The sequence below is a fragment of the Streptomyces sp. NPDC051018 genome, from assembly GCF_044456085.1.
Classification (GTDB): Bacteria; Actinomycetota; Actinomycetes; order Streptomycetales; family Streptomycetaceae; genus Streptomyces.
Genome location: NZ_JBITFN010000010.1, coordinates 224,850 through 250,986 on the forward strand (window position 1 = coordinate 224,850; position 26,137 = coordinate 250,986).

The 26,137-nt window shown below is 69.1% G+C and carries 36 protein-coding genes and 1 pseudogene; 31 read left to right on the forward strand and 6 right to left on the reverse strand.

Annotated features, from left to right (window positions below; all coding sequences use genetic code 11):
- Positions 1-224 precede the first annotated feature (224 nt).
- Both ACIBCM_RS19450 and ACIBCM_RS19455 read right to left on the reverse strand, forming a co-directional pair.
- Positions 225-2,546, reverse strand: coding sequence for a poly(A) polymerase (locus ACIBCM_RS19450; RefSeq protein WP_399244772.1), 2,322 nt, complete (start codon positions 2,544-2,546; stop codon positions 225-227).
- Entirely contained in the window at positions 2,533-4,260 is a 1,728-nt protein-coding gene (locus ACIBCM_RS19455) for an RNA ligase family protein (RefSeq protein ID WP_399244774.1), read from the reverse strand. The genes ACIBCM_RS19450 and ACIBCM_RS19455 overlap by 14 nt, the downstream gene beginning before the upstream one ends.
- A gap of 160 nt (positions 4,261-4,420) precedes the next feature.
- On the opposite strand from ACIBCM_RS19455, the gene ACIBCM_RS19460 reads away from it, so the two are divergent.
- Complete coding sequence (locus ACIBCM_RS19460; RefSeq protein ID WP_399244776.1) at positions 4,421-5,602, forward strand: hypothetical protein; 1,182 nt, start codon at positions 4,421-4,423, stop codon at positions 5,600-5,602.
- Positions 5,603-5,621: 19 nt separating this feature from the next.
- On the opposite strand, the gene ACIBCM_RS19465 is transcribed toward ACIBCM_RS19460, so the two are convergent.
- The 4 genes and pseudogenes from ACIBCM_RS19465 to ACIBCM_RS19480 form a co-directional block, all read right to left on the reverse strand.
- Positions 5,622-5,873, reverse strand: coding sequence for a hypothetical protein (locus ACIBCM_RS19465; protein ID WP_399244904.1), 252 nt, complete (start codon positions 5,871-5,873; stop codon positions 5,622-5,624).
- 84 nt (positions 5,874-5,957) lie between these two features.
- Positions 5,958-6,185, reverse strand: coding sequence for a hypothetical protein (locus tag ACIBCM_RS19470; protein WP_399244905.1), 228 nt, complete (start codon positions 6,183-6,185; stop codon positions 5,958-5,960).
- Positions 6,186-6,269: 84 nt separating this feature from the next.
- Positions 6,270-7,130: a hypothetical protein gene (locus tag ACIBCM_RS19475; protein WP_399244906.1), complete on the reverse strand. Its 861-nt coding sequence runs from the start codon at positions 7,128-7,130 to the stop codon at positions 6,270-6,272.
- A gap of 7 nt (positions 7,131-7,137) precedes the next feature.
- Positions 7,138-8,116, reverse strand: a pseudogene (locus tag ACIBCM_RS19480) (helix-turn-helix domain-containing protein).
- 1,195 nt (positions 8,117-9,311) lie between these two features.
- Here ACIBCM_RS19480 and rpsJ point away from each other — a divergent pair.
- The 30 genes from rpsJ to rplQ all read left to right on the forward strand — a co-directional run bounded on the left by rpsJ (position 9,312) and on the right by rplQ (position 26,130).
- Entirely contained in the window at positions 9,312-9,620 is a 309-nt protein-coding gene (rpsJ, locus tag ACIBCM_RS19485) for a 30S ribosomal protein S10 (RefSeq protein WP_003948644.1), read from the forward strand.
- Positions 9,621-9,634: 14 nt separating this feature from the next.
- Complete coding sequence (gene rplC / locus ACIBCM_RS19490; protein ID WP_313944689.1) at positions 9,635-10,279, forward strand: 50S ribosomal protein L3; 645 nt, start codon at positions 9,635-9,637, stop codon at positions 10,277-10,279.
- Between the two features lie 5 nt (positions 10,280-10,284).
- Complete coding sequence (gene rplD, locus ACIBCM_RS19495) at positions 10,285-10,935, forward strand: 50S ribosomal protein L4 (RefSeq protein ID WP_399244779.1); 651 nt, start codon at positions 10,285-10,287, stop codon at positions 10,933-10,935.
- Positions 10,935-11,267: a 50S ribosomal protein L23 gene (gene rplW, locus ACIBCM_RS19500; protein ID WP_399244781.1), complete on the forward strand. Its 333-nt coding sequence runs from the start codon at positions 10,935-10,937 to the stop codon at positions 11,265-11,267. Before rplD ends, rplW begins: the two co-directional genes overlap by 1 nt.
- A 49-nt stretch (positions 11,268-11,316) precedes the next feature.
- The gene (gene rplB, locus ACIBCM_RS19505) at positions 11,317-12,153 is read left to right on the forward strand and encodes a 50S ribosomal protein L2 (protein WP_389266436.1); all 837 of its coding nucleotides are present in this window, start codon (positions 11,317-11,319) and stop codon (positions 12,151-12,153) included.
- A gap of 12 nt (positions 12,154-12,165) precedes the next feature.
- Positions 12,166-12,447, forward strand: a complete 282-nt coding sequence (gene rpsS / locus ACIBCM_RS19510; RefSeq protein WP_109295548.1) for a 30S ribosomal protein S19 — start codon at positions 12,166-12,168, stop codon at positions 12,445-12,447.
- 43 nt (positions 12,448-12,490) lie between these two features.
- A complete protein-coding gene (gene rplV, locus ACIBCM_RS19515; RefSeq protein WP_058848120.1) occupies positions 12,491-12,838 on the forward strand; it encodes a 50S ribosomal protein L22 in 348 nt (115 codons plus the stop codon).
- The gene (rpsC, locus tag ACIBCM_RS19520; protein ID WP_389266433.1) at positions 12,838-13,674 is read left to right on the forward strand and encodes a 30S ribosomal protein S3; all 837 of its coding nucleotides are present in this window, start codon (positions 12,838-12,840) and stop codon (positions 13,672-13,674) included. Before rplV ends, rpsC begins: the two co-directional genes overlap by 1 nt.
- Before the next feature lie 5 nt (positions 13,675-13,679).
- Positions 13,680-14,099 (forward strand): 50S ribosomal protein L16, encoded by a 420-nt coding sequence (gene rplP / locus ACIBCM_RS19525; protein WP_389266431.1) that lies wholly within the window; start codon positions 13,680-13,682, stop codon positions 14,097-14,099.
- On the forward strand, positions 14,099-14,326 hold the full coding sequence (gene rpmC, locus ACIBCM_RS19530) for a 50S ribosomal protein L29 (protein WP_399244784.1): 228 nt from the start codon (positions 14,099-14,101) through the stop codon (positions 14,324-14,326). The genes rplP and rpmC overlap by 1 nt, the downstream gene beginning before the upstream one ends.
- A complete protein-coding gene (gene rpsQ / locus ACIBCM_RS19535) occupies positions 14,323-14,607 on the forward strand; it encodes a 30S ribosomal protein S17 (RefSeq protein ID WP_399244786.1) in 285 nt (94 codons plus the stop codon). Before rpmC ends, rpsQ begins: the two co-directional genes overlap by 4 nt.
- Positions 14,608-14,731: 124 nt before the next feature.
- Positions 14,732-15,100, forward strand: a complete 369-nt coding sequence (rplN, locus tag ACIBCM_RS19540; RefSeq protein ID WP_003956455.1) for a 50S ribosomal protein L14 — start codon at positions 14,732-14,734, stop codon at positions 15,098-15,100.
- Positions 15,101-15,102: 2 nt separating this feature from the next.
- Positions 15,103-15,426 (forward strand): 50S ribosomal protein L24, encoded by a 324-nt coding sequence (rplX, locus tag ACIBCM_RS19545; protein WP_399244788.1) that lies wholly within the window; start codon positions 15,103-15,105, stop codon positions 15,424-15,426.
- Positions 15,426-15,983, forward strand: a complete 558-nt coding sequence (gene rplE / locus ACIBCM_RS19550) for a 50S ribosomal protein L5 (protein WP_389266423.1) — start codon at positions 15,426-15,428, stop codon at positions 15,981-15,983. The genes rplX and rplE overlap by 1 nt, the downstream gene beginning before the upstream one ends.
- A gap of 5 nt (positions 15,984-15,988) precedes the next feature.
- Complete coding sequence (locus ACIBCM_RS19555) at positions 15,989-16,174, forward strand: type Z 30S ribosomal protein S14 (RefSeq protein WP_003956452.1); 186 nt, start codon at positions 15,989-15,991, stop codon at positions 16,172-16,174.
- 238 nt (positions 16,175-16,412) lie between these two features.
- The gene (gene rpsH / locus ACIBCM_RS19560; RefSeq protein ID WP_005313538.1) at positions 16,413-16,811 is read left to right on the forward strand and encodes a 30S ribosomal protein S8; all 399 of its coding nucleotides are present in this window, start codon (positions 16,413-16,415) and stop codon (positions 16,809-16,811) included.
- A gap of 20 nt (positions 16,812-16,831) precedes the next feature.
- Complete coding sequence (gene rplF / locus ACIBCM_RS19565; protein WP_399244790.1) at positions 16,832-17,371, forward strand: 50S ribosomal protein L6; 540 nt, start codon at positions 16,832-16,834, stop codon at positions 17,369-17,371.
- Positions 17,372-17,374: 3 nt separating this feature from the next.
- On the forward strand, positions 17,375-17,758 hold the full coding sequence (rplR, locus tag ACIBCM_RS19570) for a 50S ribosomal protein L18 (RefSeq protein ID WP_389266419.1): 384 nt from the start codon (positions 17,375-17,377) through the stop codon (positions 17,756-17,758).
- Positions 17,759-17,804: 46 nt separating this feature from the next.
- Positions 17,805-18,410 (forward strand): 30S ribosomal protein S5, encoded by a 606-nt coding sequence (rpsE, locus tag ACIBCM_RS19575; RefSeq protein ID WP_016645168.1) that lies wholly within the window; start codon positions 17,805-17,807, stop codon positions 18,408-18,410.
- Positions 18,410-18,592: a 50S ribosomal protein L30 gene (rpmD, locus tag ACIBCM_RS19580; protein ID WP_006347219.1), complete on the forward strand. Its 183-nt coding sequence runs from the start codon at positions 18,410-18,412 to the stop codon at positions 18,590-18,592. Before rpsE ends, rpmD begins: the two co-directional genes overlap by 1 nt.
- A 1-nt stretch (position 18,593) precedes the next feature.
- Positions 18,594-19,049, forward strand: coding sequence for a 50S ribosomal protein L15 (gene rplO, locus ACIBCM_RS19585; protein ID WP_399244794.1), 456 nt, complete (start codon positions 18,594-18,596; stop codon positions 19,047-19,049).
- A 232-nt stretch (positions 19,050-19,281) separates the two neighbouring features.
- On the forward strand, positions 19,282-20,601 hold the full coding sequence (secY, locus tag ACIBCM_RS19590) for a preprotein translocase subunit SecY (RefSeq protein ID WP_399244795.1): 1,320 nt from the start codon (positions 19,282-19,284) through the stop codon (positions 20,599-20,601).
- Positions 20,601-21,254, forward strand: a complete 654-nt coding sequence (locus ACIBCM_RS19595; RefSeq protein WP_399244797.1) for an adenylate kinase — start codon at positions 20,601-20,603, stop codon at positions 21,252-21,254. The genes secY and ACIBCM_RS19595 overlap by 1 nt, the downstream gene beginning before the upstream one ends.
- Before the next feature lie 159 nt (positions 21,255-21,413).
- Positions 21,414-22,250, forward strand: a complete 837-nt coding sequence (map, locus tag ACIBCM_RS19600; RefSeq protein ID WP_399244799.1) for a type I methionyl aminopeptidase — start codon at positions 21,414-21,416, stop codon at positions 22,248-22,250.
- A gap of 295 nt (positions 22,251-22,545) precedes the next feature.
- The gene (infA, locus tag ACIBCM_RS19605; RefSeq protein WP_003956442.1) at positions 22,546-22,767 is read left to right on the forward strand and encodes a translation initiation factor IF-1; all 222 of its coding nucleotides are present in this window, start codon (positions 22,546-22,548) and stop codon (positions 22,765-22,767) included.
- 66 nt (positions 22,768-22,833) lie between these two features.
- Positions 22,834-22,947, forward strand: coding sequence for a 50S ribosomal protein L36 (gene rpmJ, locus ACIBCM_RS19610; RefSeq protein WP_003956441.1), 114 nt, complete (start codon positions 22,834-22,836; stop codon positions 22,945-22,947).
- Between the two features lie 196 nt (positions 22,948-23,143).
- Positions 23,144-23,524: a 30S ribosomal protein S13 gene (gene rpsM / locus ACIBCM_RS19615; RefSeq protein WP_389266408.1), complete on the forward strand. Its 381-nt coding sequence runs from the start codon at positions 23,144-23,146 to the stop codon at positions 23,522-23,524.
- Positions 23,525-23,621: 97 nt separating this feature from the next.
- Positions 23,622-24,026 (forward strand): 30S ribosomal protein S11, encoded by a 405-nt coding sequence (gene rpsK, locus ACIBCM_RS19620; RefSeq protein WP_003956432.1) that lies wholly within the window; start codon positions 23,622-23,624, stop codon positions 24,024-24,026.
- A 236-nt stretch (positions 24,027-24,262) separates the two neighbouring features.
- A complete protein-coding gene (locus tag ACIBCM_RS19625; RefSeq protein WP_010473911.1) occupies positions 24,263-25,285 on the forward strand; it encodes a DNA-directed RNA polymerase subunit alpha in 1,023 nt (340 codons plus the stop codon).
- A 329-nt stretch (positions 25,286-25,614) separates the two neighbouring features.
- On the forward strand, positions 25,615-26,130 hold the full coding sequence (gene rplQ / locus ACIBCM_RS19630) for a 50S ribosomal protein L17 (RefSeq protein ID WP_399244801.1): 516 nt from the start codon (positions 25,615-25,617) through the stop codon (positions 26,128-26,130).
- The last annotated feature ends 7 nt before the right edge of the window (positions 26,131-26,137 follow it).

Here is a 26,137-nt window from a genome sequence, read left to right on the forward strand (position 1 = left end):
CGGGGGGCCCGGGGCAGGGCACGGGACGGGCCCTGCGGGGCGGCCTCGGTGGGCCATGGGACAGCCTCCGGGGCGCCCTCGGGCCGGCCCGGGGGCGGCGTTCAGAGCGGCCCCGGGACGGCCTCCCGAGCGGCCCCGGGACGGCCTTCAGGACGGGTCGCGGGACGGTCTCGGGGGACGGGTAAAGGGCTTTCCGGGCGGGCGGCCCCGCTGTGACGACCCGCTCAGGCGCCGGGCGGGCCGGGAGAGTCGGACGGGAGCAGCCCGTACGGCGTCGAAGGGCCCGGAGGCGACTCCAGGGTGACCACCGTCCCGCCCAGCCCCACCGCCCACTCACCCGCGAGCGCCGACACCAGCGCGCGGTCCACCCGCCCCGGCCCCAGGCCGACCGCATAGCGGACCGGGCCGTCGCCGAAGGGGCGGGGCCAGGCGTGGAGTCCGGTGATCCCCGCGGCTTCGAGGGCCGTCAGCAGCGCCCGCATACGGCCCCGTACCCGGTCCGTCATCACCGGCGGCACCGTCACCACCGCCCAGTCCGTATGGCGTTCGGACAGCGGGGGAGGGGACAGCAGCCCGGCCCAGGGGCCGGTGCCCGACGCCGCCGCGGCCTCCAGCAGCTCCCAGGCGTGGTACAGCTCCCGGACCAGGAGATTGCGCCCGCTCGCGCCCACCTGCTCCGTACAGGACCGGACCGGCTCGGCGGGCGTCATGACCGTCACGGGAGCGCCCGTTCGGGACACCCCGTCCGGCCCGACCGCCTCGCGCCAGTCCCATGCCGCCCACATCCCGAAGAAGTGGCGCAGCAGTTCGTCGCCCTCGGCGCCCTCCGCCTCGCGGACGGTCCGTGCGGCGAGGACGGACCAGCCCAGCCCCGGCACCCCGCCGAAGGGCGCGGAGTCGAGCCCGCGCGCCCGCGCCCACGCCTTCACCTCCCGCGCGAGCCGTTCGAACGCCTTCCCCCGCGAGGGTCCCGCCAGTTCGCGTACGGCGTCGGCGTCGGTGACCGCGCCGAGCGCGACCGCGGCGGCCTCCCCCAGCCCGCTCCGGCGCGCGACGGCGGCGCCCGGCGGCACGGACCCGGTGCCGACCACGACCAGATCGACGTCGAGCCCGCCGGCGGAGAACCGCAGTCCGGGCACCCGCGCCCCGGCCACCTCGCGCACGGAGCGGGCGTCCGGAAGCGCGCGTACCAGCCGGGTCCGTACCTCTCCGAGATCCGCCGTACCCGGCAGCGCCGCGACCAGGTCCAGATCCGCCCCGGGCAGCTCGCACCCCATGCGCCGGGAACCGGCGAGGTGTACGACACCGTCCCCGGACGCGGCCCCGGGGCGGGCTCCCGCCGTGAGCGCGTCCGCGATCCGCCGGGCGAGCTCCCGGGCGCGTTCCCGGTCGGCGGGGTCCGCCGAGGGCCGTGGCACCTCCGCCACCGGCCGCGCGCCGGGGACGAGGTCCACCCCGGGGGCGAGGTCCACCCGCACCCCGTAGTGGTCGGAGACGAACAGGTCCCCGGCCGGCGAGTCCCCGCACAGCACGGCCGAAGCCACCTGACGGCCGCCCCGTACGAGGACCCGGTCCAGCCGCCCGGCGTTCCCGGTCCGCGAGGAGATCGCGGCCAGCGGATTGGCGCCCGGGTCGAAGGTGGGAGTCCGGTCGCCCGGCCCGTACGAAGTGAGCCACGCGTCCCGCATCCCCAGCACCGACTGCGGCCCGGTCCCGCTGTCGTTGAAGTCGCCCATCACGACGAGATCGCCCTCGACGCCCGCGAACGCCTCGGCGATCCGGGCGAGCTGGAACTCCCTCAGCGCCGGGCCGTCGTCGCAGTGATCGCTCGTCAGATGGGTCGTCGCGACCGTGACGGGCCCGCCGCCGCTCTCCACGACCATCGCCGTCACGGCCTTGTGCGGCCCGAGGACATGGTGTCCGGCCTCCCGTACGGGCAGCCTGCTCAGCAGCAGCAGCCCGTAGTCGTCGACCTCCCGGGTCCCGGGGACGGACGCGTACCCGTCCCGCACCCAGTCGGCCGCCCGCAGCATGCGCAGCAGCTCCGGCTCGACCTCCTGGAGGGCGATGACATCGGCGTCGGCCGCCCGCAGTGCCTCCAGCAGGAGCGGGCGGCGCCGGGCGGTCTCGATGCGGTCGCCGTCGTACCGGTCCCAGAGCGTGTTCCACGTCAGCACCCGCAGTCCGCCGCTCCCGGTGCCCACACCGGGCCCCGCGCCCCCCGCGGCAGCCGACGGACCGCCACCGGCCGTCCCGTACGCCGTCCTCGCCTCGAAGAACGGCGCCCGCAGCCGCCGGGGCACCCGTACCCTTCCCGCGTCCGTGACACCGAGACGGTCGGCGCCCGAGGACCGGTCCCACACCACCTCGCCGTCCGCCTCGAAGAAGAGCACCCGGTGCCAGGGGATCTCCCCGCCCGGTACGAACGACGTCAGCGGCATCCGCCCGGGCCCGTCTCCGCGCAGCGCGATCCCGATGACGAACCGCGCCGGGTCGAAGCGGGCGTCCCAGCGCACCCGGTGGTAGATCTCCTCACTCGTCCGCATAGGTCCCGTCCGTGTCCTCGACGGCCCCGCCGGGACCGATGTACCAGGTGCGGTGCGCCTCGCCGGGGTACGGCGGGGAGAACCGGCGCAGCTGGGACTCCAGCACCCCGGGCGGCACCGGATGCTCCCGGGTCCCGTTGCGCCGGGCCAGCTCGTCCGGGGTGACGAGGACGACCGCATGGGTGATCAGCGCGTTCCGGCGGCGCGCGACCGCGTGCACCAGGGAACGCTGCTGCCGGTTGAGCGAGGTGGCGTCCCATACGGTGGTGCCCCCGGCCGCCAGCGCGGTGTCGAGGCGCTTCAGCGCGGCCCGCAGGACATCGCGGTTGGCGCTCTGGTCGGAGCGCGATCCGGCCTCCTCGCGCAGATCGTCCAGCGAGATCCGCCGGTCGGCCGGGACCGTGCGCGCGAAGGTGCTCTTGCCGCTGCCGGAGGGCGCGGTCAGCTGGACGAGCCGGGGAAAGTCCGCCGCCCGCCACCGCCAGGTCGCGGGGACGGCCTCGTCCGGGCCGCCGATCCGGCCCTCGGCGTACGCCTCCCGCGCCTCGGCCCGGCACCGGTCGGCCGTGTCGTCGTCCAGCCCGCCGAACGTCCCGCGCGGCAGTTCGAGGGGCCGGATCTCCTCGGCGTGCAGCCGCGACCAGGCGGTCTCGTCCCTGGCGGCGCCGGACCGCGCGGACGCCAGGGCCACGGTGTGCAGCAGCTCCAGGTCCGCCGCGTACGACATCCGGATCAGCCCGGACCGGCGGCTGTCGTCGGGATACGGCCGCCACAGGTTCGGTGCCAGTCCCACCAGGTCCGCCACCCGCCGGGCGAGCGGCATCCCGAGGGGGTCCCGCAGCCGTGCGGCCAGGGAGCCCCGCGGTTCCCCGGAGAGCAACTGGGCCAGGGCTCCCGCGAGCCGCGCGTCCCCGAGCGGGGGCAGCGCTCCGTAGTCCGGCCGCCGGGGACCGGACGCCCCCGCATCCGCCGGAAGCTCCGCCGAGGGCTCCACGGCTGCCGGGGGCGCCGAAAGCCCCACCGCCGCCGACAGCTCCGCCGCGCCCGCCTCGCCGCCCGACCGCACATCCCACAACGCCGCCGCCGGACCCAGCCCGTTCGGTACGACGGCGCTGTGCATCCAGTGCTTGTCGGTCCCTACGTGCCCGGCCCGCACCCACTTCGCCACCCGCGCCCCGAACTCCCCGGCCGCGAAGCCGTCGGCGGTCCGTACGACGTAACCCTCCTGGCGCGCGGTGTCGAGCCTCAGCGCCCGCAGAGCCCGTTCGGCCCGTTTGTCGAGGGTTCCGCGCCACAGCACCCGCGGCACCGGGATCCCGAGCCCGCGCAGAAACCGGACGGTCCCGTCCCAGTCCAGGCACCGCCCCCGTCCGTCCCAGACCGAGAAACCGTAGAAGAAGCCGTCGAGCCCGTCGTACGCGAGCGAGTGCCGCGCGTACATGTTCTCCCCGCACACCCGCCACCCCTCGGGTATCGCGTGCGCGATCCGCCCCTGGAGCGCCTTGACCCACGCGCGGGAGGGATGGTGCGCCGAGTCCGGTGACCGCGCGTGCATCCCGTCCCCGTACAGCGTGGTGTTCTCGCCGTCCAGCTTCTCGGTGACGACGACCTCGCGCCCCAGCAGCCCGCCGAGCGCGTCGCCGATCCGCACATCGTCCGGCGAGACCCCCGGCGACCAGGGCAGATGCGGTGTACGTGGATAGTGCGTCCGCACCCTGACCGACCTCCCCCGTCCGGCGAACTTCGCCCACTGTAGGAGCGGGGCCGCGCGGTGATCGACCGAATATGCCCGTCGGCCGGGCGCGGCCGGCACCCCGCTCATATCCCCATGATCACGTTGCTTGTATCATCATCCGCTTATCCGTGGGATGTCCATGGCAGTGGTACGAGTGCGCGGGGTGGGGACAGTGGGGACGGGAACACCGGAGGGGCGACCCGGCGAGCGGCGGATCTCGGACGAGGAACTGGCCGAGTTCGTCCGGCGCGTGGAGGAGGAGGGGACGGCCGGGGCGCCCGAGGAACCGTCCGCGAGGGCGCGGATGGTGACCCGGCGGCTCCGTGACCAGCCGGAGCCCGAGGGATGGCGGACCGGTCCCGCGTGGCAGGACGTCAACGGGCGGACGCGCAGGCGGCGGCGCCGGATCCTTGGCGCGGCAGGAATCCTCGTCGCTGTCGGGCTCGCCGTGGTCTCCATCCGGCCCGAACTGCTCACCGGCCGTCCGGTGGGCGGCAGCGGGAGCGACCAGGCGAAGAACCCGGCCCCGCTCGCCCCCGAGACCGCGCGGCCCACCGGCGCGCCCGCCGCGGAGGCGTTCCCCGACCGGCCGACCCTGGACGAACCGTTCCGGGGCTCGCCCGCCGCCGCCTGGGCGGACGGTGCGGCCGGGATCCAACTGCCCGCGGCAGCGGCCACCGGCGGGATGAGCAAGGCCCAGGTCGCCCACGCGCTGCGCAGCACCAGGGAACTGTTGATCGAGGCCAACCTCGACCCGGGCACCCTGCGGGGGGAGCGGCCCACCGCCGCGCTGAAGCTGCTCGACCCGCTCCAGAAGGACACCCACGGCATGCTGGAGCGGGCGCTGCGCGCGCCCAGCGAGAAGGAGGACCCGCTCTGGATGTTCAGCCGCTTCGACCCGGAGCAGGTACGCCTCGCCGGTGACGTGGTCAAGACGCGGGGCCGGATGACCTACGGCAAGGCCGACCGCCCGGGCGGGGTGTTCGTGCACATCGACTTCACCTTCGTCTACCCGGTGGTGAAGGCGGAGCCGGGCGCGGACGACGTCGCGCGGACCATCGTCCGCCGCCAGCAGACGTTCGCGCTGTACGACGCGGCCAGGACGATCACCACTCCCGGCCGGCTGGTCCTGTTCAAGCACTTCATGAACATCGGCAACACGGACTGCGCCAAGGACGGCGACGGCTATCTGCGCCCGGTGTTCGCCGAGGACCCGGCCGGCTCGGCCTCCGCACCCTCCGGCCCCGCCATGGACCCGTACGACCGCAGCAAGGACCTCGGAACCCTCCCGGAGGACTGCGGCACGGTCACCCGGACCTGACCCCGGGAACCTGCTGATCTCACCTGCCCGGCGGGGCCTCGCCCGTAACCTCCGCGCCGCTCACCGTGAAGATGCCGTCCGCGGGGTCGGCGAGGGCGGCTCGGGCGAGCCATTGGCGGAGGAGTTCAGGGTCGGTGCATTCCGTAATACGGGAGCGGACTTCGTCGGTGATGTCGATCCGGCGCGCCTTCAGAGCGAGCAGGATGTATTCGGCTCGGCCTTGGTTCCGGATCTCTTCGGAGAGCGGCGACTTGTAGAAGGAAAGGTCCATGGCCACCGGGTTCTTCTTGTGTTGTGCGGTGGGGCGTTTGCTTGGTCGTGGGGCCGGCCGGGTGTCGGCCGGCCCCACGGGTTGCTATGGGGTGGTGAAGATGTCGTCTGCGGAGTCGGCCAGGATGGCTCGGGTGAACCACTGGTCCAGGAGTTCGAGGTCGGTGCATTCCGTGATGCGGGCGCGGGTCTCGTCGGTGATGTCGATCCGGCGCACCTTCAGCACGGTCAGGATGCTTTCCGCCCGGCCTTGCGCCCGGCCTTGGTTCCGGATCTCCTCGGAGAGCGGCGATGTGTAGAAAGAGAGGTCCATGGCCACCGGGTTCTTCTTGTGCTGTGCGGTGGGGCGTTTGCTTGGTCGTGGGGCCGGCCGGGTGTCGGCCGGCCCCACGGGTTGCTATGGGGTGGTGAAGACGTCGTCCGCCGAGTCGGCCAGGGCGGCTCGGGCGAGCCACTGGTCCAGGAGTTCGGGGTCGGTGGATTCCGCGATGCGAGTGCGGGTCTCGTCGGTGATGTCGATCCCGCGCGCCTTCAGCACGGTCAGGATGCTCTGCGCCCGGCCTTCGTTCCGGATCTCCTCGGAGAGCGGCGACTTGTAGAAAGAAAGGTCCACGGCCACCAGGTTCCTCCACTCTTGTGCGGCCGGGCGCTTGCCCAGGCCCTGTGCGGTGAGTTCGACGATGGGGTCTGCGACGGTTTCCGGTGTGTCCCGCAGCGCGGTGGACAGCGCCCTCAGTATGGCACCGACGTCCGGATCGGCGGCGTGCGTGATCGCCGACAGAGTGGCCAGCGCCAGGTCCTTGCCTGCCTCCGCCGCGTCGGTGATCACCGGCATGTTGTGGGGTCCTGCCACGAGTGGCCGCAGCACGACCGAGTCCCACTGGGGCAGCCCGATCCTCACCGGGCGCGATGCCCATTCGGCGGTGGTCCGGTCCTGGCAGACCACCAGCAGCATCGGTGGGACCCGGTACTTCTCGTAGAGGTACGTGAGGTAGTAGGCCCAGCTTCCGGGCTTGGACGGGTCCTTCTTGCCCTGGGCCTCAACGGCCAGGAGGAAAGCCCCTTCGTTCTCCGTGCCGAAGCGCAGGAGCGTGTCGACACGGCGTTCCACGGGTTTGGCCTCCGTGAGGTCGGTCGGCAGGACCGTGGCCGTGGTCGGCGCGGGCAGGGTGAGGCCGAGTAACCGGGAGACCCCGGTGAACAGTTCCGGGTACTCCTGGAAGATGCGGTGCATCGCCTCGTGGGGTGAGCTGACCAGGTGCTTCCTATGGTTGTGGGTCGGTTGTGCGGGTGGTCGTACGGCAGCCGGTGCAGAGACCCGGGTCCGGTGCGCGGAAGGCCCGGTCGCAGTGGTCGCAGTTCTGCAGCGGATGTCTCTCGCGCGGGCCCTCGGCGGGCGCGCGGAACGGCGGTGCCGGTGGGAGCCCCGCGTGAGCCGGTGGGCCAGCAGCCCGGCCGCGCGGCGGAGGCCCTCGGCGGGCAGGCCCGTGGTCAGCGCGTGTCGTACGGCGTCGGGGCTCGCCTCGCGTTCCAGCCAGGCCGCGACCCCCGGTGCCAGTTGCTCCGTGTCGCGTGCGGAGAGCAGCAGGCGCGGATCGGTGTGGTGGAGTCCGGCGAGGAGATCCCTCGCCGCTGTCACAAGCGCCTCGGTGGGAAACCCGGGCTGCGGTACGGAGAGCGGCGCGGCGGGCGGGCCGCAGGTGAGTGCCCTCTGGGTGCCCGGTCGGCAGCCGGTCGGGCGGCGGGCGCGGGGTGCGGATCGCGGGTACGTGCCGGAGCCGGGCGGGTGCGGTCCGGAGCGGCCCGCCGGGCTGCGGGCCCGGTGCGCCGGGAGGAGGCGGGCTGGTTGCAGGACACCGTGCGGGTGATGATCCGGCCGCCCGGTATTCGCTCCTTCACCCGGCGCAGATAGCCGACCGCCTCCAGTTCGCGCAGCGCTCCGGAGATCCGGGCCGCTCCCTCCGGGAAACGCGCGGCGAGCGATTTGATGTCCACCGGCGCCCCGGCAGGCAGGGACTGGATGTGCACAGCCAGCCCGATCGCCAGCAGGGATAACTCGCCGTGCTGGGCGAGGTGATTGCCGATGACCGTGAAGCGGCTGGTGTGGCGGGTGTTGTCGTGGGTCACGCCGTACGGCTCGTACGCACGGCGGTCGTCGCGGGCGGGTCCGTGAACCCTGCCGGGCCGCCTCGCGGCAACGGCGGACGGGGCGTGCTCGGGCACGCTAAGGTGCTGTGTATCCATCAGGAAGACCTGTTTTCTTCCTCGGTGGTCAGGCCCTCGCATGGGAGGTCAGTCCCGGCGGGGGCCGTCGCATGTCTGCGGTGGTCGCCGCGAGCGTAGATCACCGAACCCCTGCCATTACCAGCCCTGTTGGCGAGGTTCACCCGTGTGGGTGAGGCTCCCCGGGCGGTGAGAAAAGAGCGGTGGGGTCGGGTGGTGTTCCTTCTTCTCCTCTGTTTCTTGGAAGAGGGCGCCCGCGTCACCGGGACCCTGGGGCCCGTGCTCCGGTGAGAGGCGTAGATCCGGTGCCCCTGAGAGGTCCGGGGCGCCTCGCCGGGCAGCGGCCCGCGCCCCGGCTCGCTCCCGGGCGTCGGGGCCTGCGGTCCGGTGCCGGCCCGTGCGGGCGTCGGTCGCCTCGATACGGAGGGTGGGCCCGCTGCCACCCGTGGTGTGCGGGCCGAGCCGGCAGTCGCACCCCGCCACCCGGCGGTGGCTGACGGCGTTCGCGGGAGCCCGGACTCGGCGGGGCCGCCCCTACCCGCGCCGAGAAGTGACCATGCGACTGCGTACGGTCACTGGTCGAATCTTGTCGGGCGCCTGGCTCGGGCAGCGCGGGACGGACGGTTCAGGTCGCTGCGAGGCGGAGGGAACGGCGGGCGCGGGCAGGGGGTGCCGGGCATGGGAAGCCGGGGGTCTCATGGGGCCCGGGACAAGGGCGACCGGAGCCGGGCTCAGGGCGGGTATGGGGAGAGCGCTGCACCTTCGCGAGACCTTCGCGAGGGCGATCGAACCGCCCTCCCGTGAGCCTCCTCCGCAGCCCCGTGCGCCCTGGGGTACCCTTCCTGGCCGCGATTGGCCAGGCCCCGACCCCGTGTGGCAGACTGTCCGGGTTGCTCGGTTGAGTGCCGATGCTGCGCGCCTCCCGCCGGGAGGACCGGAAGCGAGTCCCACAGTACTCGTCGTCCCAACTGCCATTCCGGCGGCTCTGGGGCGGACGTACGGGAATCTTCCGGGAAGCGTCAGCGGGGTACCGGCCAGGCATTCGGTGGGTGTCTTCTCCCCGACACGCGGCCTCGGCCCGCACCCCCTCGGTTGGGAAATCCTTCGGGATATCTGCGGAGAGGGGTTGCGACACGCCCGACCGCGTGGGTCGGAGAAGGCGACCAGAGCCCACCGGATTCCAGAGCGTACGAAGAGACAGGACTACGAAGTAGCCATGGCGGGACAGAAGATCCGCATCCGGCTCAAGGCCTACGACCACGAGGTCATCGATTCGTCGGCGAAGAAGATCGTCGAGACGGTGACGCGTACTGGTGCGTCGGTCGCGGGCCCGGTGCCGCTGCCCACAGAGAAGAACGTGTACTGCGTCATCAAGTCGCCGCACAAGTACAAGGACTCGCGCGAGCACTTCGAGATGCGCACGCACAAGCGCCTGATCGACATCCTCGACCCGACGCCCAAGACCGTTGACTCGTTGATGCGCCTGGACCTTCCGGCCGGCGTCGACATCGAGATCAAGCTCTGAGAGGCGCGGAAGAGATGGCTAAGCAGATCAAGGGCGTCCTGGGCGAGAAGCTCGGCATGACCCAGGTCTGGGACGAGAACAACCGTGTCGTCCCGGTGACCGTCGTCAAGGCCGGGCCCTGCGTCGTCACCCAGGTCCGTACGAATGACTCCGACGGCTACGAGTCGGTCCAGATCGCCTTCGGCGAGATCGACCCTCGCAAGGTGAACAAGCCCCTCAAGGGCCACTTCGCCAAGGCCGACGTGACCCCCCGCCGCCACCTGGTGGAGCTCCGTACCTCCGACGCCGCCGAGTACACGCTCGGCCAGGAGATCACGGCCGAGGTGTTCGAGTCCGGCGTCAAGGTCGACGTCACGGGCAAGAGCAAGGGCAAGGGCTTCGCCGGTGTCATGAAGCGTCACAACTTCAAGGGCCTCGGCGCCGGTCACGGCACCCAGCGCAAGCACCGCTCTCCCGGTTCCATCGGTGGCTGCGCCACCCCGGGCCGTGTGTTCAAGGGCCTCCGCATGGCGGGCCGTATGGGCAACGAGCGGGTCACCACCCAGAACCTGACCGTTCACGCCGTTGACGCGGAGAAGGGCCTGCTGCTCATCAAGGGCGCGGTTCCCGGTCCCAACGGCGGCCTGGTCCTGGTCCGCACTGCGGCCAAGGGGGCCTGAGGACTATGAGCACCATTGACATTCTGTCGCCCGCGGGCGACAAGTCCGGGACCGTCGAGCTCCCGGCCGAGATCTTCGACGCCAAGGTCAGCATCCCGCTGATCCACCAGGTCGTCGTCGCGCAGCTGGCCGCCGCCCGTCAGGGCACGCACAAGACCAAGACGCGTGGCGAGGTCCGCGGTGGCGGCAGGAAGCCGTACCGCCAGAAGGGCACCGGCCGCGCCCGCCAGGGTTCGACGCGCGCCCCGCAGTTCGCCGGCGGTGGCGTCGTGCACGGCCCCGTGCCGCGCGACTACTCGCAGCGGACCCCGAAGAAGATGAAGGCCGCCGCCCTGCGCGGTGCCCTCACCGACCGGGCCCGCAACTCCCGTATCCACGTCGTCACCGGCGTGGTCGAGGGTGGCATCTCCACCAAGGCCGCCAAGACGCTGCTCGGCAAGATCTCGGAGCGCAAGAACCTGCTCCTGGTCGCCGAGCGCTCCGACGAGGCCGCGTGGCTGTCCGCCCGCAACCTGCCCCAGGTGCACATCCTGGAGCCGGGCCAGCTGAACACGTACGACGTGATCCGCTCCGAGGACGTGGTCTTCACCCAGGCCGCCTTCGAGTCCTTCGTGTCTGGCCCCAAGGCCGCCGAGACCGAAGGGAGCGACGCCTGATGACTGAGTCCGTCACGGCCACCGTTACCAGCAAGACGTACTCGGACCCGCGTGACATCCTCGTCAAGCCGGTCGTTTCCGAGAAGAGCTACGCGCTGCTGGACGAGAACAAGTACACGTTCATCGTCGACCCGCGTGCCAACAAGACCCAGATCAAGCAGGCCGTCGAGGCGGTCTTCTCGGTCAAGGTCACCGGGGTCAACACGATCAACCGCCAGGGCAAGCGCAAGCGCACCCGCACCGGTTTCGGCAAGCGCGCCAACACCAAGCGCGCCATCGTGACCCTTGCCGAGGGCGACCGCATCGACATCTTCGGCGGCCCGACCTCCTGACGGGGGTCGAGACGTCCAGATAGTCCGGATTTCCGAGGACTGAGAGACAATGGGTATCCGCAAGTACAAGCCGACGACTCCGGGCCGCCGTGGCTCCAGCGTCGCCGACTTCGTCGAGATCACGCGGTCCACGCCGGAGAAGTCGCTGGTCCGCCCGCTGCACAGCAAGGGCGGCCGTAACAACACCGGTCGTGTGACCGTCCGCCACCAGGGCGGTGGCCACAAGCGCGCCTACCGTGTGATCGACTTCCGTCGTCACGACAAGGACGGCGTGCCGGCGAAGGTCGCGCACATCGAGTACGACCCCAACCGCACCGCGCGCATCGCGCTCCTGCACTACGCGGACGGCGAGAAGCGCTACATCATCGCCCCCCGTGGCCTGAGCCAGGGCGACCGGATCGAGAACGGTCCGGGCGCCGACATCAAGCCGGGCAACAACCTGGCCCTGCGCAACATCCCGGTCGGTACGACCATCCACGCCATCGAGCTGCGGCCCGGCGGCGGCGCGAAGTTCGCCCGCTCCGCGGGTGCCTCCGTGCAGCTGCTGGCGAAGGAGGGCACCATGGCCCACCTGCGCATGCCGTCCGGTGAGATCCGGCTGGTCGACGTCCGCTGCCGCGCCACCATCGGCGAGGTCGGCAACGCCGAGCAGTCGAACATCAACTGGGGCAAGGCCGGCCGGATGCGCTGGAAGGGCGTCCGCCCGACCGTCCGCGGTGTCGCGATGAACCCGGTCGACCACCCGCACGGTGGTGGTGAGGGCAAGACCTCCGGTGGTCGCCACCCGGTCAGCCCGTGGGGTCAGAAGGAGGGTCGTACGCGCTCTCCCAAGAAGGCGAGCAGCAAGTACATCGTCCGCCGCCGCAAGACGAACAAGAAGCGCTAGGAGCGGGTTCAGATGCCGCGCAGTCTCAAGAAGGGGCCCTTCGTCGACGACCACCTGATCAAGAAGGTGGACGTACAGAACGAGGCAGGCACCAAGAACGTCATCAAGACCTGGTCCCGTCGCTCGATGATCGTCCCGGCCATGCTGGGCCACACGATCGCGGTGCACAACGGCAAGACCCACGTCCCGGTGTTCGTCACCGAGTCGATGGTCGGCCACAAGCTCGGTGAATTCGCGCCGACTCGCACCTTCCGCGGCCACGTCAAGGACGACCGGAAGTCGAAGCGCCGCTAATCGCGGGGTGTGATCGATCATGACAGACACTGAAGGGACAACCATGGAAGCCAGGGCCCAGGCGCGGTACATCCGCGTCACGCCCATGAAGGCCCGCCGCGTGGTGGACCTCATCCGTGGCATGGACGCCACGGAGGCTCAGGCGGTCCTGCGTTTCGCCCCGCAGGCCGCGAGCGTGCCCGTCGGCAAGGTGCTGGACAGCGCCATCGCCAACGCCGCGCACAACTACGACCACAGTGACGCCTCTTCGCTGTTCATCAGCGAGGCGTACGTGGACGAGGGCCCGACCCTGAAGCGGTTCCGTCCGCGTGCCCAGGGCCGTGCCTACCGGATCCGTAAGCGGACCAGCCACATCACCGTGGTCGTCAGCAGCAAGGAAGGAACCCGGTAATGGGCCAGAAGGTTAACCCGCACGGGTTCCGGCTCGGTATCACCACGGACTTCAAGTCCCGCTGGTACGCCGACAAGCTGTACAAGGACTACGTCAAGGAAGACGTCGCCATCCGCAGGATGATGACGTCCGGCATGGAGCGCGCCGGCATCTCGAAGGTGGAGATCGAGCGCACCCGTGACCGTGTGCGGGTGGACATCCACACCGCGCGTCCCGGCATCGTCATCGGCCGCCGCGGCGCCGAGGCCGACCGCATCCGCGGCGACCTCGAGAAGCTCACGGGCAAGCAGGTCCAGCTGAACATCCTCGAGGTCAAGAACCCCGAGGTCGACGCTCAGCTCGTGGCCCAGGCCGTTGCCGAGCAGCTGTCCTCCCGCGTCTCCTTCCGCCGTGCCATGCGCAAGAGCATGCAGTCGGCGATGAAGGCGGGTGCCAAGGGCATCAAGATCCAGTGCGGCGGCCGTCTCGGCGGCGCCGAGATGTCCCGCTCGGAGTTCTACCGCGAGGGCCGCGTGCCCCTGCACACGCTCCGCGCGAACGTCGAGTACGGCTTCTTCGAGGCCAAGACCACCTTCGGCCGTATCGGCGTGAAGGTCTGGATCTACAAGGGCGATGTCAAGAACATCGCCGAGGTCCGCGCCGAGAACGCCGCGGCCCGCGCCGGCAACCGCCCGGCCCGTGGCGGTGCCGACCGCCCGGCCGGCCGTGGTGGCCGCGGTGGCGAGCGTGGCGGCCGCGGCCGCAAGCCGCAGCAGAGCGCAGCCGCCGAGGCCCCCAAGGCCGAGGCTCCCGCTGCCGCTGCTCCGGCTGCTGAGAGCACCGGAACGGAGGCCTGACCGCCATGCTGATCCCCCGTAGGGTCAAGCACCGCAAGCAGCACCACCCGAAGCGCAGCGGTATGTCCAAGGGTGGTACGACGGTTGCGTTCGGCGAGTACGGCATCCAGGCCCTCACGCCGGCGTATGTGACCAACCGCCAGATCGAGGCGGCCCGTATCGCGATGACCCGCCACATCAAGCGTGGCGGCAAGGTCTGGATCAACATCTACCCGGACCGTCCGCTGACGAAGAAGCCCGCCGAGACCCGTATGGGTTCCGGTAAGGGTTCCCCGGAGTGGTGGGTCGCGAACGTCAAGCCCGGTCGGGTGATGTTCGAGCTGTCCTACCCGAACGAGAAGATTGCTCGTGAGGCGCTGACCCGCGCTGCTCACAAGCTTCCGATGAAGTGCCGCATCGTTCGGCGCGAGGCAGGTGAGGCGTGATGTCGGCCGGAACCAAGGCGTCCGAGCTGCGCGAGCTGGGCAACGAGGAGCTTGTCGACAAGCTCCGCGAGGCCAAGGAAGAGCTGTTCAACCTCCGCTTCCAGGCGGCGACGGGCCAGCTCGAGAACCACGGCCGGCTGAAGGCCGTCCGGAAGGACATCGCGCGGATCTACACCCTGATGCGCGAGCGCGAGCTGGGCATCGAGACGGTGGAGAGCGCCTCATGAGCGAGAGCAATGTGACCGAGCAGAAGACCGAGCGCAACGCGCGGAAGACCCGTGAGGGCCTGGTCGTCAGCGACAAGATGGACAAGACCGTCGTCGTCGCCGTCGAGGACCGCGTCAAGCACGCGCTGTACGGCAAGGTCATCCGCCGTACGAACAAGCTCAAGGCCCACGACGAGCAGAACGCGGCCGGCATCGGTGACCGGGTCCTCCTGATGGAGACCCGGAAGCTGTCCGCCACCAAGCACTGGCGCGTCGTCGAGATTCTCGAGAAGGCCAAGTAACTCCCCTCAGGGAGTTCCTGAGAAACAGATCGCCTGACGGGGTAACCCGGCAGGTCAGTTCCGCCAGGCTCCGGGGGCCACTGGGTGGCCCCCGGGGAACCGGCAGACAAACAGGAGATAAGACGTGATCCAGCAGGAGTCGCGGCTGCGTGTCGCCGACAACACTGGTGCCAAGGAGATCCTTTGCATCCGTGTTCTCGGTGGTTCCGGCCGCCGCTACGCGGGCATCGGTGACGTCATCGTCGCCACCGTCAAGGACGCGATCCCCGGTGGCAACGTGAAGAAGGGTGACGTCGTCAAGGCGGTCATCGTTCGCACCGTCAAGGAGCGCCGCCGCCAGGACGGCTCGTACATCCGCTTCGACGAGAACGCCGCCGTCATTCTGAAGAACGACGGCGACCCTCGCGGCACCCGTATCTTCGGCCCCGTGGGCCGTGAGCTGCGCGAGAAGAAGTTCATGAAGATCATCTCGCTCGCGCCGGAGGTGCTGTAAGCATGAAGATCAAGAAGGGCGACCTGGTCCAGGTCATCACCGGTAAGGACAAGGGCAAGCAGGGCAAGGTCATCCAGGCCTTCCCCCGCGAGGACCGTGTCCTGGTCGAGGGTGTCAACCGGGTCAAGAAGCACACCAAGGCGGGTCAGACCGCCCGTGGTTCGCAGACCGGCGGGATCGTCATCACCGAGGCCCCCATCCACGTGAGCAATGTTCAGCTCGTCGTGGAGAAGGACGGCAAGAAGGTCGTGACCCGCGTCGGTTACCGCTTCGACGACGAGGGCAACAAGATCCGCGTTGCCAAGCGGACGGGTGAGGACATCTGATGGCTACCACCACCACTCCGCGTCTGAAGACGAAGTACCGCGAGGAGATCAAGGGCAAGCTGCGTGAGGAGTTCTCGTACGAGAACGTCATGCAGGTCCCCGGCCTCGTCAAGATCGTGGTCAACATGGGTGTGGGCGACGCCGCCCGCGACTCCAAGCTGATCGAGGGTGCCATCAAGGACCTCACCACGATCACCGGTCAGAAGCCGGCCGTCACCAAGGCCCGCAAGTCCATCGCGCAGTTCAAGCTGCGTGAGGGCCAGCCGATCGGTGCCCACGTCACCCTCCGCGGCGACCGCATGTGGGAGTTCCTGGACCGCACCCTGTCGCTGGCGCTCCCGCGCATCCGCGACTTCCGCGGTCTGTCCCCCAAGCAGTTCGACGGCCGTGGCAACTACACCTTCGGTCTCACGGAGCAGGTCATGTTCCACGAGATCGACCAGGACAAGATCGACCGCGTCCGGGGTATGGACATCACCGTGGTCACCACGGCGACCAACGACGCTGAGGGCCGCGCGCTCCTTCGTCACCTCGGCTTCCCCTTCAAGGAGGCGTGAGCGAGATGGCGAAGAAGGCTCTCATTGCCAAGGCCGCCCGCAAGCCCAAGTTCGGTGTGCGCGCGTACACCCGCTGCCAGCGCTGCGGCCGTCCGCACTCCGTGTACCGCAAGTTCGGCCTGTGCCGCGTGTGCCTTCGTGAGATGGCTCACCGCGGCGAGCTGCCGGGCGTGACCAAGAGCTCCTGGTAGTTCCCGCTTTTCGGGAACGACCGGAGACTCTCGGTAAGCAGAGGGCAGGCGGGAGCCCGGCACTCCATGGCTTAGGCTTGGAGGGTTGGGCGCCCGTCGCCCGTAACGCTCGCGGGCGAAGCCCGCTGATAATTGCTTACTACGCCGTAGGTCCCCGCGCCGCACCCGTCCCGCCCCTGTGTGGGGAGAGGGATGGCGCATACAGGAAACCCCGGCGAGAGAGGCCGAAGGCCAATTCATGACCATGACTGATCCCATCGCGGACATGCTGACGCGTCTGCGTAACGCGAACTCGGCGTACCACGACTCCGTCGTGATGCCGCACAGCAAGATCAAGTCGCATATCGCGGAGATCCTCCAGCAGGAGGGCTTCATCACGGGCTGGAAGGTCGAGGACGCCGAGGTCGGCAAGAACCTCGTCCTGGAGCTCAAGTTCGGTCCGAACCGCGAGCGCTCCATCGCGGGCATCAAGCGGATCTCGAAGCCGGGTCTGCGTGTGTACGCGAAGTCCACCAACCTGCCCAAGGTGCTCGGCGGCCTCGGCGTGGCGATCATCTCCACGTCCCACGGCCTCCTGACCGGCCAGCAGGCACAGAAGAAGGGCGTGGGTGGGGAAGTCCTCGCCTACGTCTGGTAGTCGGGAACGGAGGAAAAGCAATGTCGCGTATCGGCAAGCTCCCCATCCAGGTTCCCGCCGGCGTGGACGTCACCATCGACGGCCGCACGGTCGCGGTGAAGGGTCCCAAGGGCTCCCTCACCCACACCGTCGCGGCGCCGATCGAGATCGTGAAGGGCGACGACGGCGTTCTCAACGTCACCCGTCCCAACGACGAGCGTCAGAACAAGGCCCTGCACGGCCTGTCCCGCACGCTGGTGGCGAACATGATCACCGGTGTGACCCAGGGATACACCAAGGCGCTCGAGATCAGCGGTGTCGGTTACCGCGTCGCCGCGAAGGGCTCCAACCTGGAGTTCCAGCTCGGCTACAGCCACTCGATCACGGTGGAGGCGCCCGAGGGCATCTCCTTCAAGGTCGAGTCGCCGACCAAGTTCTCGGTCGAGGGCATCGACAAGCAGAAGGTCGGCGAGGTCGCCGCGAACATCCGCAAGCTGCGCAAGCCCGACCCGTACAAGGCCAAGGGCGTCAAGTACGCGGGCGAGGTCATCCGCCGCAAGGTCGGAAAGGCGGGCAAGTAAGCCATGGCATACGGTGTGAAGATCGCCAAGGGCGACGCGTACAAGCGCGCCGCCATCAAGCGCCGCCATATCCGCGTCCGCAAGCGCATCTCCGGGACCCCGGAGCGTCCGCGCCTGGTCGTGACGCGTTCCAACCGCCACATCGTGGCGCAGGTCATCGACGACATCGCGGGCCACACGCTCGCGTCGGCGTCGACCCTGGACACCTCGATCCGCGGTGGCGAGGGCGACAAGAGCGCCCAGGCCAAGCAGGTCGGCGCCCTCGTCGCCGAGCGCGCCAGGGCCGCCGGTGTCGAGGCCGTCGTGTTCGACCGCGGTGGCAACCAGTACGCCGGGCGGATTGCCGCTCTGGCCGACGCCGCCCGCGAAGCCGGGCTGAAGTTCTAAGCCCCGGTTCCGGAGCTAGCGGACGTAACAGAGAGAGGTAAATCCAATGGCTGGACCCCAGCGCCGCGGAGGCGGTGCCGGTGGCGGCGAGCGGCGGGACCGGAAGGGCCGTGACGGTGGCGCAGCCGCCGCCGAGAAGACCGCGTACGTCGAGCGCGTCGTCGCGATCAACCGCGTCGCCAAGGTTGTGAAGGGTGGTCGTCGCTTCAGCTTCACCGCGCTGGTCGTGGTGGGCGACGGTGACGGCACCGTGGGTGTCGGTTACGGCAAGGCCAAGGAGGTGCCGGCCGCCATCGCCAAGGGTGTGGAGGAGGCCAAGAAGCACTTCTTCAAGGTCCCCCGTATCCAGGGCACCATCCCGCACCCCATCCAGGGTGAGAAGGCCGCGGGCGTCGTCCTGCTCAAGCCTGCTTCCCCCGGTACCGGCGTGATCGCCGGTGGCCCGGTGCGCGCCGTCCTGGAGTGCGCCGGCGTTCACGACATCCTGTCGAAGTCGCTCGGCTCCGACAACGCGATCAACATCGTGCACGCGACCGTGGCGGCCCTCAAGGGCCTCCAGCGTCCCGAGGAGATCGCGGCCCGCCGCGGTCTGCCCCTGGAGGACGTGGCCCCCGCGGCTCTGCTCCGTGCGCGTGCGGGAGCGGGTGCGTAATGGCCCGCCTCAAGATCACGCAGACGAAGTCGTACATCGGCAGCAAGCAGAACCACCGCGACACCCTGCGTTCGCTCGGGCTGAAGAAGCTCAACGACGTGGTTGTCAAGGAGGACCGTCCCGAGTTCCGCGGCATGGTGCACACCGTCCGCCACCTCGTGACGGTCGAGGAGGTCGACTGACATGGCGGAGAACAACCCGCTGAGGGTCCACAACCTCCGTCCTGCCCCGGGCGCCAAGACCGCCAAGACCCGTGTGGGTCGTGGTGAGGCGTCCAAGGGTAAGACCGCTGGTCGTGGCACCAAGGGCACCAAGGCCCGCTACCAGGTTCCGGAGCGCTTCGAGGGCGGGCAGATGCCCCTCCACATGCGTCTCCCGAAGCTCAAGGGCTTCAAGAACCCCTTCCGTACCGAGTACCAGGTCGTCAACCTGGACAAGCTGGCCGCGCTCTACCCCGAGGGTGGCGAGGTCACGGTGGCCGATCTGGTCGCCAAGGGCGCGGTGCGCAAGAACCACCTTGTCAAGGTCCTCGGCCAGGGCGAGGTCTCCGTGGCGCTGCAGGTGACGGTCGACGCCGTCTCCGGCTCCGCCAAGGAGAAGATCGCCGCCGCCGGCGGCACCGTCACCGAACTGGTCTGAGACGAGTTCAGTGACTGAAGGCTGAAACAACCGGCCGGGGATGCCTCCCAAAAGGGGCATCCCCGGTTGGTCGTTCCAAGGGTGGCACCGTCGCCGGTAAGGTGGCGTGCACTGCTGTGAACCACTCCGTCCGGTCCGCTACCACCGGGACCGGCGGATTGCTGATTACCTATTCGTCGAACCTCAAGACCGTCACCTCTGACGCTGTAGCGCGGGGGTCGCAGGAGGCACCGTGCTCACCGCGTTCGCCCGAGCGTTCAAGACGCCCGACCTGCGCAAGAAGCTGCTCTTCACACTCGCCATCATCGTGATCTACCGGCTCGGGTCGCACATCCCGGTTCCGGGAATCGACTACGGGAACGTACAGATCTGTGTCGATCAGGCGTCGAAGAGCAACAACAGCCTGTTCGGCCTGGTGAACATGTTCAGCGGCGGCGCGCTGCTGCAGATCACCATCTTCGCGCTCGGCATCATGCCGTACATCACGGCGAGCATCATCCTCCAGCTGCTGACCGTTGTCATCCCCAGGCTGGAGGCCCTCAAGAAGGAGGGTCAGTCCGGCACCGCGAAGATCACCCAGTACACCCGGTATCTGACGGTCGCGCTCGCGGTGCTCCAGGGCACCGGCCTGGTGGCGACGGCCCGCAGCGGCATGCTGTTCCAGGGCTGTTCGGTCGGCAATCAGATCGTGCCCGACCAGTCGATCTTCACGACCGTCGTGATGGTGGTCACGATGACCGCGGGCACCGCAGCGGTCATGTGGCTGGGTGAGCTGATCACCGACCGCGGTATCGGCAACGGAATGTCGATCCTGATGTTCATCTCGATCGCCGCCGGCTTCCCCGGCGCCCTGTGGGCCATCAAGGAGAGCGGCACGCTCGCCAAGGGCTGGATCGAGTTCGGCACCGTCATTCTCATCGGCTTTGTGATGGTGGCCCTCGTCGTCTTCGTCGAGCAGGCCCAGCGCCGTATTCCGGTGCAGTACGCGAAGCGGATGATCGGACGCCGCTCGTACGGCGGCACATCTACATACATCCCGCTGAAGGTCAACCAGGCGGGTGTGATCCCGGTCATCTTCGCGTCGTCACTGCTCTACATCCCGGCCCTGGTGGCCCAGTTCTCCAGCGGCACCTCGTCGTGGAAGACCTGGATCGAAGCGCACCTGGTCAAGGGCGATCATCCCTACTACATCATCACCTACTTCCTTCTCATCGTTTTCTTCGCCTTCTTCTACGTGGCCATCTCGTTCAACCCCGAGGAAGTCGCGGACAACATGAAGAAGTATGGTGGCTTCATCCCGGGTATCCGGGCTGGTCGTCCTACAGCCGAGTATCTGAGCTATGTGCTCAACAGGATCACTTGGCCGGGCTCGCTGTACCTGGGTCTGATTGCTCTTGTTCCGACGATGGCGTTGGCGGGCTTCGGAGGCGCGAACCAGAACTTCCCGTTCGGCGGGACGAGCATCCTCATCATCGTGGGTGTGGGTCTGGAGACCGTGAAGCAGATCGAGAGCCAGCTTCAGCAGCGCAATTACGAAGGGTTCCTCCGCTGATGAGAATCGTCCTCGTCGGTCCACCCGGTGCCGGCAAGGGAACGCAGGCCGCGTACCTTGCCGAGAACCTCTCGATCCCCCACATCTCCACGGGCGACCTGTTCCGCGCCAACATCAGCAAAGGCACCGACCTCGGCCGGAAGGCCAAGTCCTATATGGACGCCGGTGAGCTGGTTCCGGACGAGGTCACGATCGCGATGGCGAAGGACCGGATGGATCGGCCGGACGCCGTGAACGGCTTCCTGCTGGACGGTTTTCCGCGCAATGTCTCGCAGGCCGAGGCACTCGACGCGACGCTCAAGGCCGAGGGAATGACGCTGGACGCGGTGCTCGACCTGGAGGTCCCCGAGGACGAGGTCGTGAAGCGGATCGCGGGCCGCCGCATCTGCCGGAACGACTCCAGTCATGTCTTCCACATGACGTACGCGCCGCCGAGGACGGAGGGTGTCTGCGACACCTGCGGCGGCGATCTGTACCAGCGTGACGACGACTCCGAGGCGACCGTGCGCAAGCGCCTGGAGGTCTACCACACCCAGACCGAGCCGATCATCGACTACTACCGGGGCCAGGGCCTCGTGGTCACGATCTCCGCGCTCGGCAAGGTGGAGGACGTCACCGGGCGCGCGATGGACGCGCTGAAGGTGCAGAAGTAGTACCCCGGACCGAGTACGGCCGCGGTGTCCCCCGGACATCGCGGCCGTCCGCGTGAGACGGGTCCGGTCCCGGCAGCGGATAATCGAGAACGACAGCGGAGGGCGACCTCCCGTGCGAGAGCGGCGGCGGTCGAGCCGCGTAGAGGGGCAGGCAGGGCCATGGTGCAGATCAAGAGCCCGGAGCAGATCGCGAAGATGCGCGAGGCCGGGCTGGTCGTCGCCGCGATCCACGCGGCGACCCGCGCGGCCGCCGTTCCCGGCGCCACCACGAAGGATCTCGACGAGGTCGCCCGCAAGGTGATCGCCGACCACGGCGCCAAGTCGAACTTCCTCGGATACGGCGGGTTCCCCGCCACGATCTGCACCTCCGTGAACGAGGTCGTCGTCCACGGCATCCCGGACGAGGCGACCGTCCTCAAGGACGGCGACATCATCTCCGTCGACGCAGGCGCGATCGTCGACGGCTGGCACGGCGACGCGGCGTACACCGTCTTCGTCGGCGGGGGCCACGCTCCGGAGCTGCTGGAGCTGTCCCGGGTGACCGAGGAGTCCATGTGGGCCGGGATCGCCGCCATGAAGGCGGGCAACCGGCTGGTGGACGTCTCCCGCGCCATCGAGACCTATATCCGCCGCCAGCCGAAGCCCGGCGGCGGACGGTACGGGATCGTCGAGGAGTACGGCGGCCACGGCATCGGCACCGAGATGCACATGGACCCCCATCTGCTGAACTATGTCGCCCGCAAGCGCGGCAAGGGCCCCCGGCTGGTCCCCGGCTTCTGTCTGGCGATCGAGCCGATGGTCTCCCTCGGTACGCCGAAGACCCAGGTGCTGGAGGACGAGTGGACCGTCATCACCACCGACGGCACCTGGTCCTCGCACTGGGAGCACTCGGTCGCCCTCACCGAGGAGGGCCCGCTGGTCCTCACCGCACCCGACTGCGGCCGGGCGAAGCTCGCCGAGCTGGGTGTCACGGCCGCCCCCGATCCCCTCGGATAGACCGGTTCCGGGCCGGGATCGGGCCCGCCGGGCCACCGGTCCCGGGGCCCTCTCCGAGCATCGGGGGCGTAACGATCTTCCCGAGTGGGCAAACTTGCTGGATTCGTCTTTTCGGATGGCCTGACGTAGACTGATGCGTCGGCTCTCGTGTACCCGTGTGTCCGCATTCATGCTGCACACAGTGACGGGCCCAGTGATGTGCCCTGTACCGAGCACAGCAATGTGCTCGGTAACGGGCACAGCAAGGGGCACAGCAACGGGAGCCGATCAAGGTAGCCGATTCGAAGGGCGAAGCGTGGCCAAGAAGCAAGGTGCCATCGAAATCGAGGGCACCGTGATCGAGTCCCTCCCGAACGCCATGTTCAAGGTGGAGCTTCAGAACGGTCACAAGGTCCTCGCGCACATCTCCGGCAAGATGCGGATGCACTACATCCGGATCCTCCCGGACGACCGGGTCGTCGTGGAGCTGTCTCCGTACGACCTGACGCGTGGCCGGATCGTCTACCGATACAAGTAGATCTTGTCCACGCCCCCCGCCATGTGCGGACGGGCGTTGGCACTGACCCGGAGAACCTCACATCCCATGAAGGTCAAGCCGAGCGTCAAGAAGATCTGCGACAAGTGCAAGGTGATCCGCCGCCACGGCCGGGTCATGGTCATCTGCGACAACCTGCGCCACAAGCAGCGCCAGGGCTGACGCACGCCGACCTGCACCTCGCAGTACTTCGCGCGACGCGAGCAACACATACGTACATACGCAGAGCCCGCCCAGCCCGTAAGGGCCGGCGACACCTCCGGCGGGGGCCGGGGACCCGGGCGTACCACCGCTTCCAGAGCGGTCGGCGGCCGGGAGCGGTTCTGCTGAAGACCCCCGAACACACAGGAGCCATTGCATGGCACGCGTTTCCGGTGTCGACATCCCGCGCGAAAAGCGTGTGGAGATCGCACTCACCTACGTCTTCGGTATCGGGCGCACCCGGTCCAAGGAGATCCTCGCCTCGACCGGCGTGAACCCCGACACCCGCGTTCGTGACCTGGCCGAAGAGGACCTGGTCAAGATCCGCGAGTACGTGGACGCCAACCTCCGCACCGAGGGTGACCTCCGCCGCGAGATCCAGGCCGACATCCGCCGCAAGGTCGAGATCGGCTGCTACCAGGGTCTGCGGCACCGTCGCGGTCTGCCCGTCCACGGTCAGCGCACCAGCACGAACGCCCGTACCCGCAAGGGCCCGCGTCGCGCCATCGCCGGTAAGAAGAAGCCGGGCAAGAAGTAGTCCTCAGCGGACGCTGCGGGATGCCCGGGAAGCCCCCGAGCCCCGCACAGCCAGCGGTCTTCGCTGTAGGACCGACCACCTCCCGTAGGAGATAGAGATGCCCCCCAAGGGTCGTCAGGGCGCTGCCAAGAAGGTGCGCCGCAAGGAAAAGAAGAACGTCGCTCACGGCCACGCGCACATCAAGAGCACGTTCAACAACACCATCGTCTCGATCACCGACCCCTCGGGCAACGTGATCTCCTGGGCCTCCGCCGGCCACGTCGGCTTCAAGGGCTCGCGCAAGTCCACCCCCTTCGCCGCGCAGATGGCCGCCGAGTCGGCCGCGCGCCGGGCGCAGGAGCACGGCATGCGCAAGGTGGACGTCTTCGTCAAGGGTCCCGGCTCCGGCCGTGAGACCGCGATCCGCTCGCTCCAGGCCACGGGCCTGGAGGTCGGCTCGATCCAGGATGTCACCCCCACCCCGCACAACGGCTGCCGTCCGCCGAAGCGCCGTCGCGTCTGAGGCGGCACTGGGCCCGGGGCGGTTCTCTGCTGGGGGTGTGGGGGTCGTCCCCCACATATCGCAGCACGGCTGCCGTCCGCCGAAGCGCCGTCGCGTCTGAGGCGGCGCCGGGCCCAGGCGGCTCGGTTTCAGAGTGTTCGGGCGGTACGGCTCCATTCGGGACGTACCGCCCGTACCCTTGTAGGACATGTGTCGGGCGTCAAATAGCGGGCGCCCCCGACTGAAGGATTTTTCGCATGCTGATCGCTCAGCGTCCCTCGCTGACCGAAGAGGTAGTCGACGAGTACCGCTCCCGGTTCGTCATCGAGCCGCTGGAGCCGGGCTTCGGCTACACCCTCGGCAACTCCCTCCGCCGCACCCTCCTGTCCTCGATCCCGGGTGCGGCGGTCACGTCCATCCGTATCGACGGTGTCCTGCACGAGTTCACCACCGTGCCGGGCGTCAAGGAGGACGTCACCGACCTGATCCTCAACATCAAGCAGCTGGTCGTCTCCTCGGAGCACGACGAGCCGGTCGTGATGTACCTGCGCAAGCAGGGCCCGGGTCTGGTCACCGCCGCCGACATCGCGCCCCCGGCCGGTGTCGAGGTCCACAACCCCGACCTCGTCCTCGCCACGCTCAACGGCAAGGGCAAGCTGGAGATGGAGCTGACCGTCGAGCGCGGTCGCGGCTATGTCTCCGCCGTGCAGAACAAGCAGCTGGGCCAGGAGATCGGCCGTATCCCGGTCGACTCCATCTACTCCCCGGTGCTCAAGGTCACGTACAAGGTCGAGGCGACCCGTGTCGAGCAGCGCACCGACTTCGACAAGCTGATCGTCGACGTCGAGACCAAGCAGGCGATGCGTCCCCGTGACGCCATGGCCTCCGCCGGAAAGACCCTGGTCGAGCTGTTCGGTCTCGCGCGCGAGCTGAACATCGACGCCGAGGGCATCGACATGGGCCCGTCCCCGACGGACGCCGCGCTCGCCGCGGATCTGGCGCTGCCGATCGAGGAGCTGGAGCTCACGGTCCGCTCCTACAACTGCCTCAAGCGCGAGGGCATCCACTCGGTGGGCGAGCTGGTGGCCCGCTCCGAGGCGGACCTGCTCGACATCCGCAACTTCGGTGCCAAGTCGATCGACGAGGTCAAGGCGAAGCTGGCCGGGATGGGCCTGGCGCTCAAGGACAGCCCGCCCGGATTCGACCCGACGGCGGCGGCGGACGCGTTCGGCGCGGACGACGACGCGGATGCGGGTTTCGTGGAGACCGAGCAGTACTGAGGCGGCTCCGCCGGGGTTGACGGGTGAGACCGTGGGTCCCGCCGACCGTCTCGGCGTGAGGCTCCGTCCTCAATCGCCGGACGGGCTGGATCTTTGGCCCGGGCCGACCGGAGCAGTTCGGCCGGCCCCCGGTCCAAGGCCGTCCTCAAACGCCGGACGGGCTTGTTTTTGCGGAGCTGGCCGGGTTGCGTCGGGCGGCTTCGGGGGCGGGTTCGTCCTCAAAGCGTTGGACGGGCTTGTTTTTAGTGAATGACTTTCCCGGGGCAGCCGCTCCGGGGGAACTGACACCGGTACCTGGTACGGCCGGTGCAGACACAAGGAGAAACACCATGCCGAAGCCCGCCAAGGGTGCCCGACTGGGCGGCAGCGCCGCGCATGAGCGGCTGCTTCTCGCGAACCTCGCGAAGTCGCTGTTCGAGCACGGCCGCATCACCACGACCGAGGCCAAGGCCCGCCGCCTGCGTCCGGTCGCCGAGCGCCTGATCACCAAGGCGAAGAAGGGCGACATCCACAACCGTCGCCTGGTCCTTCAGACGATCACGGACAAGGGCATCGTGCACACGCTCTTCACCGAGATCGCCCCGCGGTACGCCGAGCGTCCGGGTGGCTACACCCGTATCACCAAGATCGGCAACCGCCGTGGTGACAACGCCCGCATGGCCGTGATCGAGCTGGTCGAGGGCGAGATCGCCAAGAAGGCCACCGTCGCCGAGGCCGAGGCCGCCGCCAAGCGCGCGGTCAAGGAGGACGCCCTCAAGAAGGAGGCCGCGCCCGTCGAGGACGCGGCTCCGGTCGAGGACGCCAAGCCGGCCGCCGAGGCCGCCGAGGAGTCCAAGGACGCCTGATCGCGTT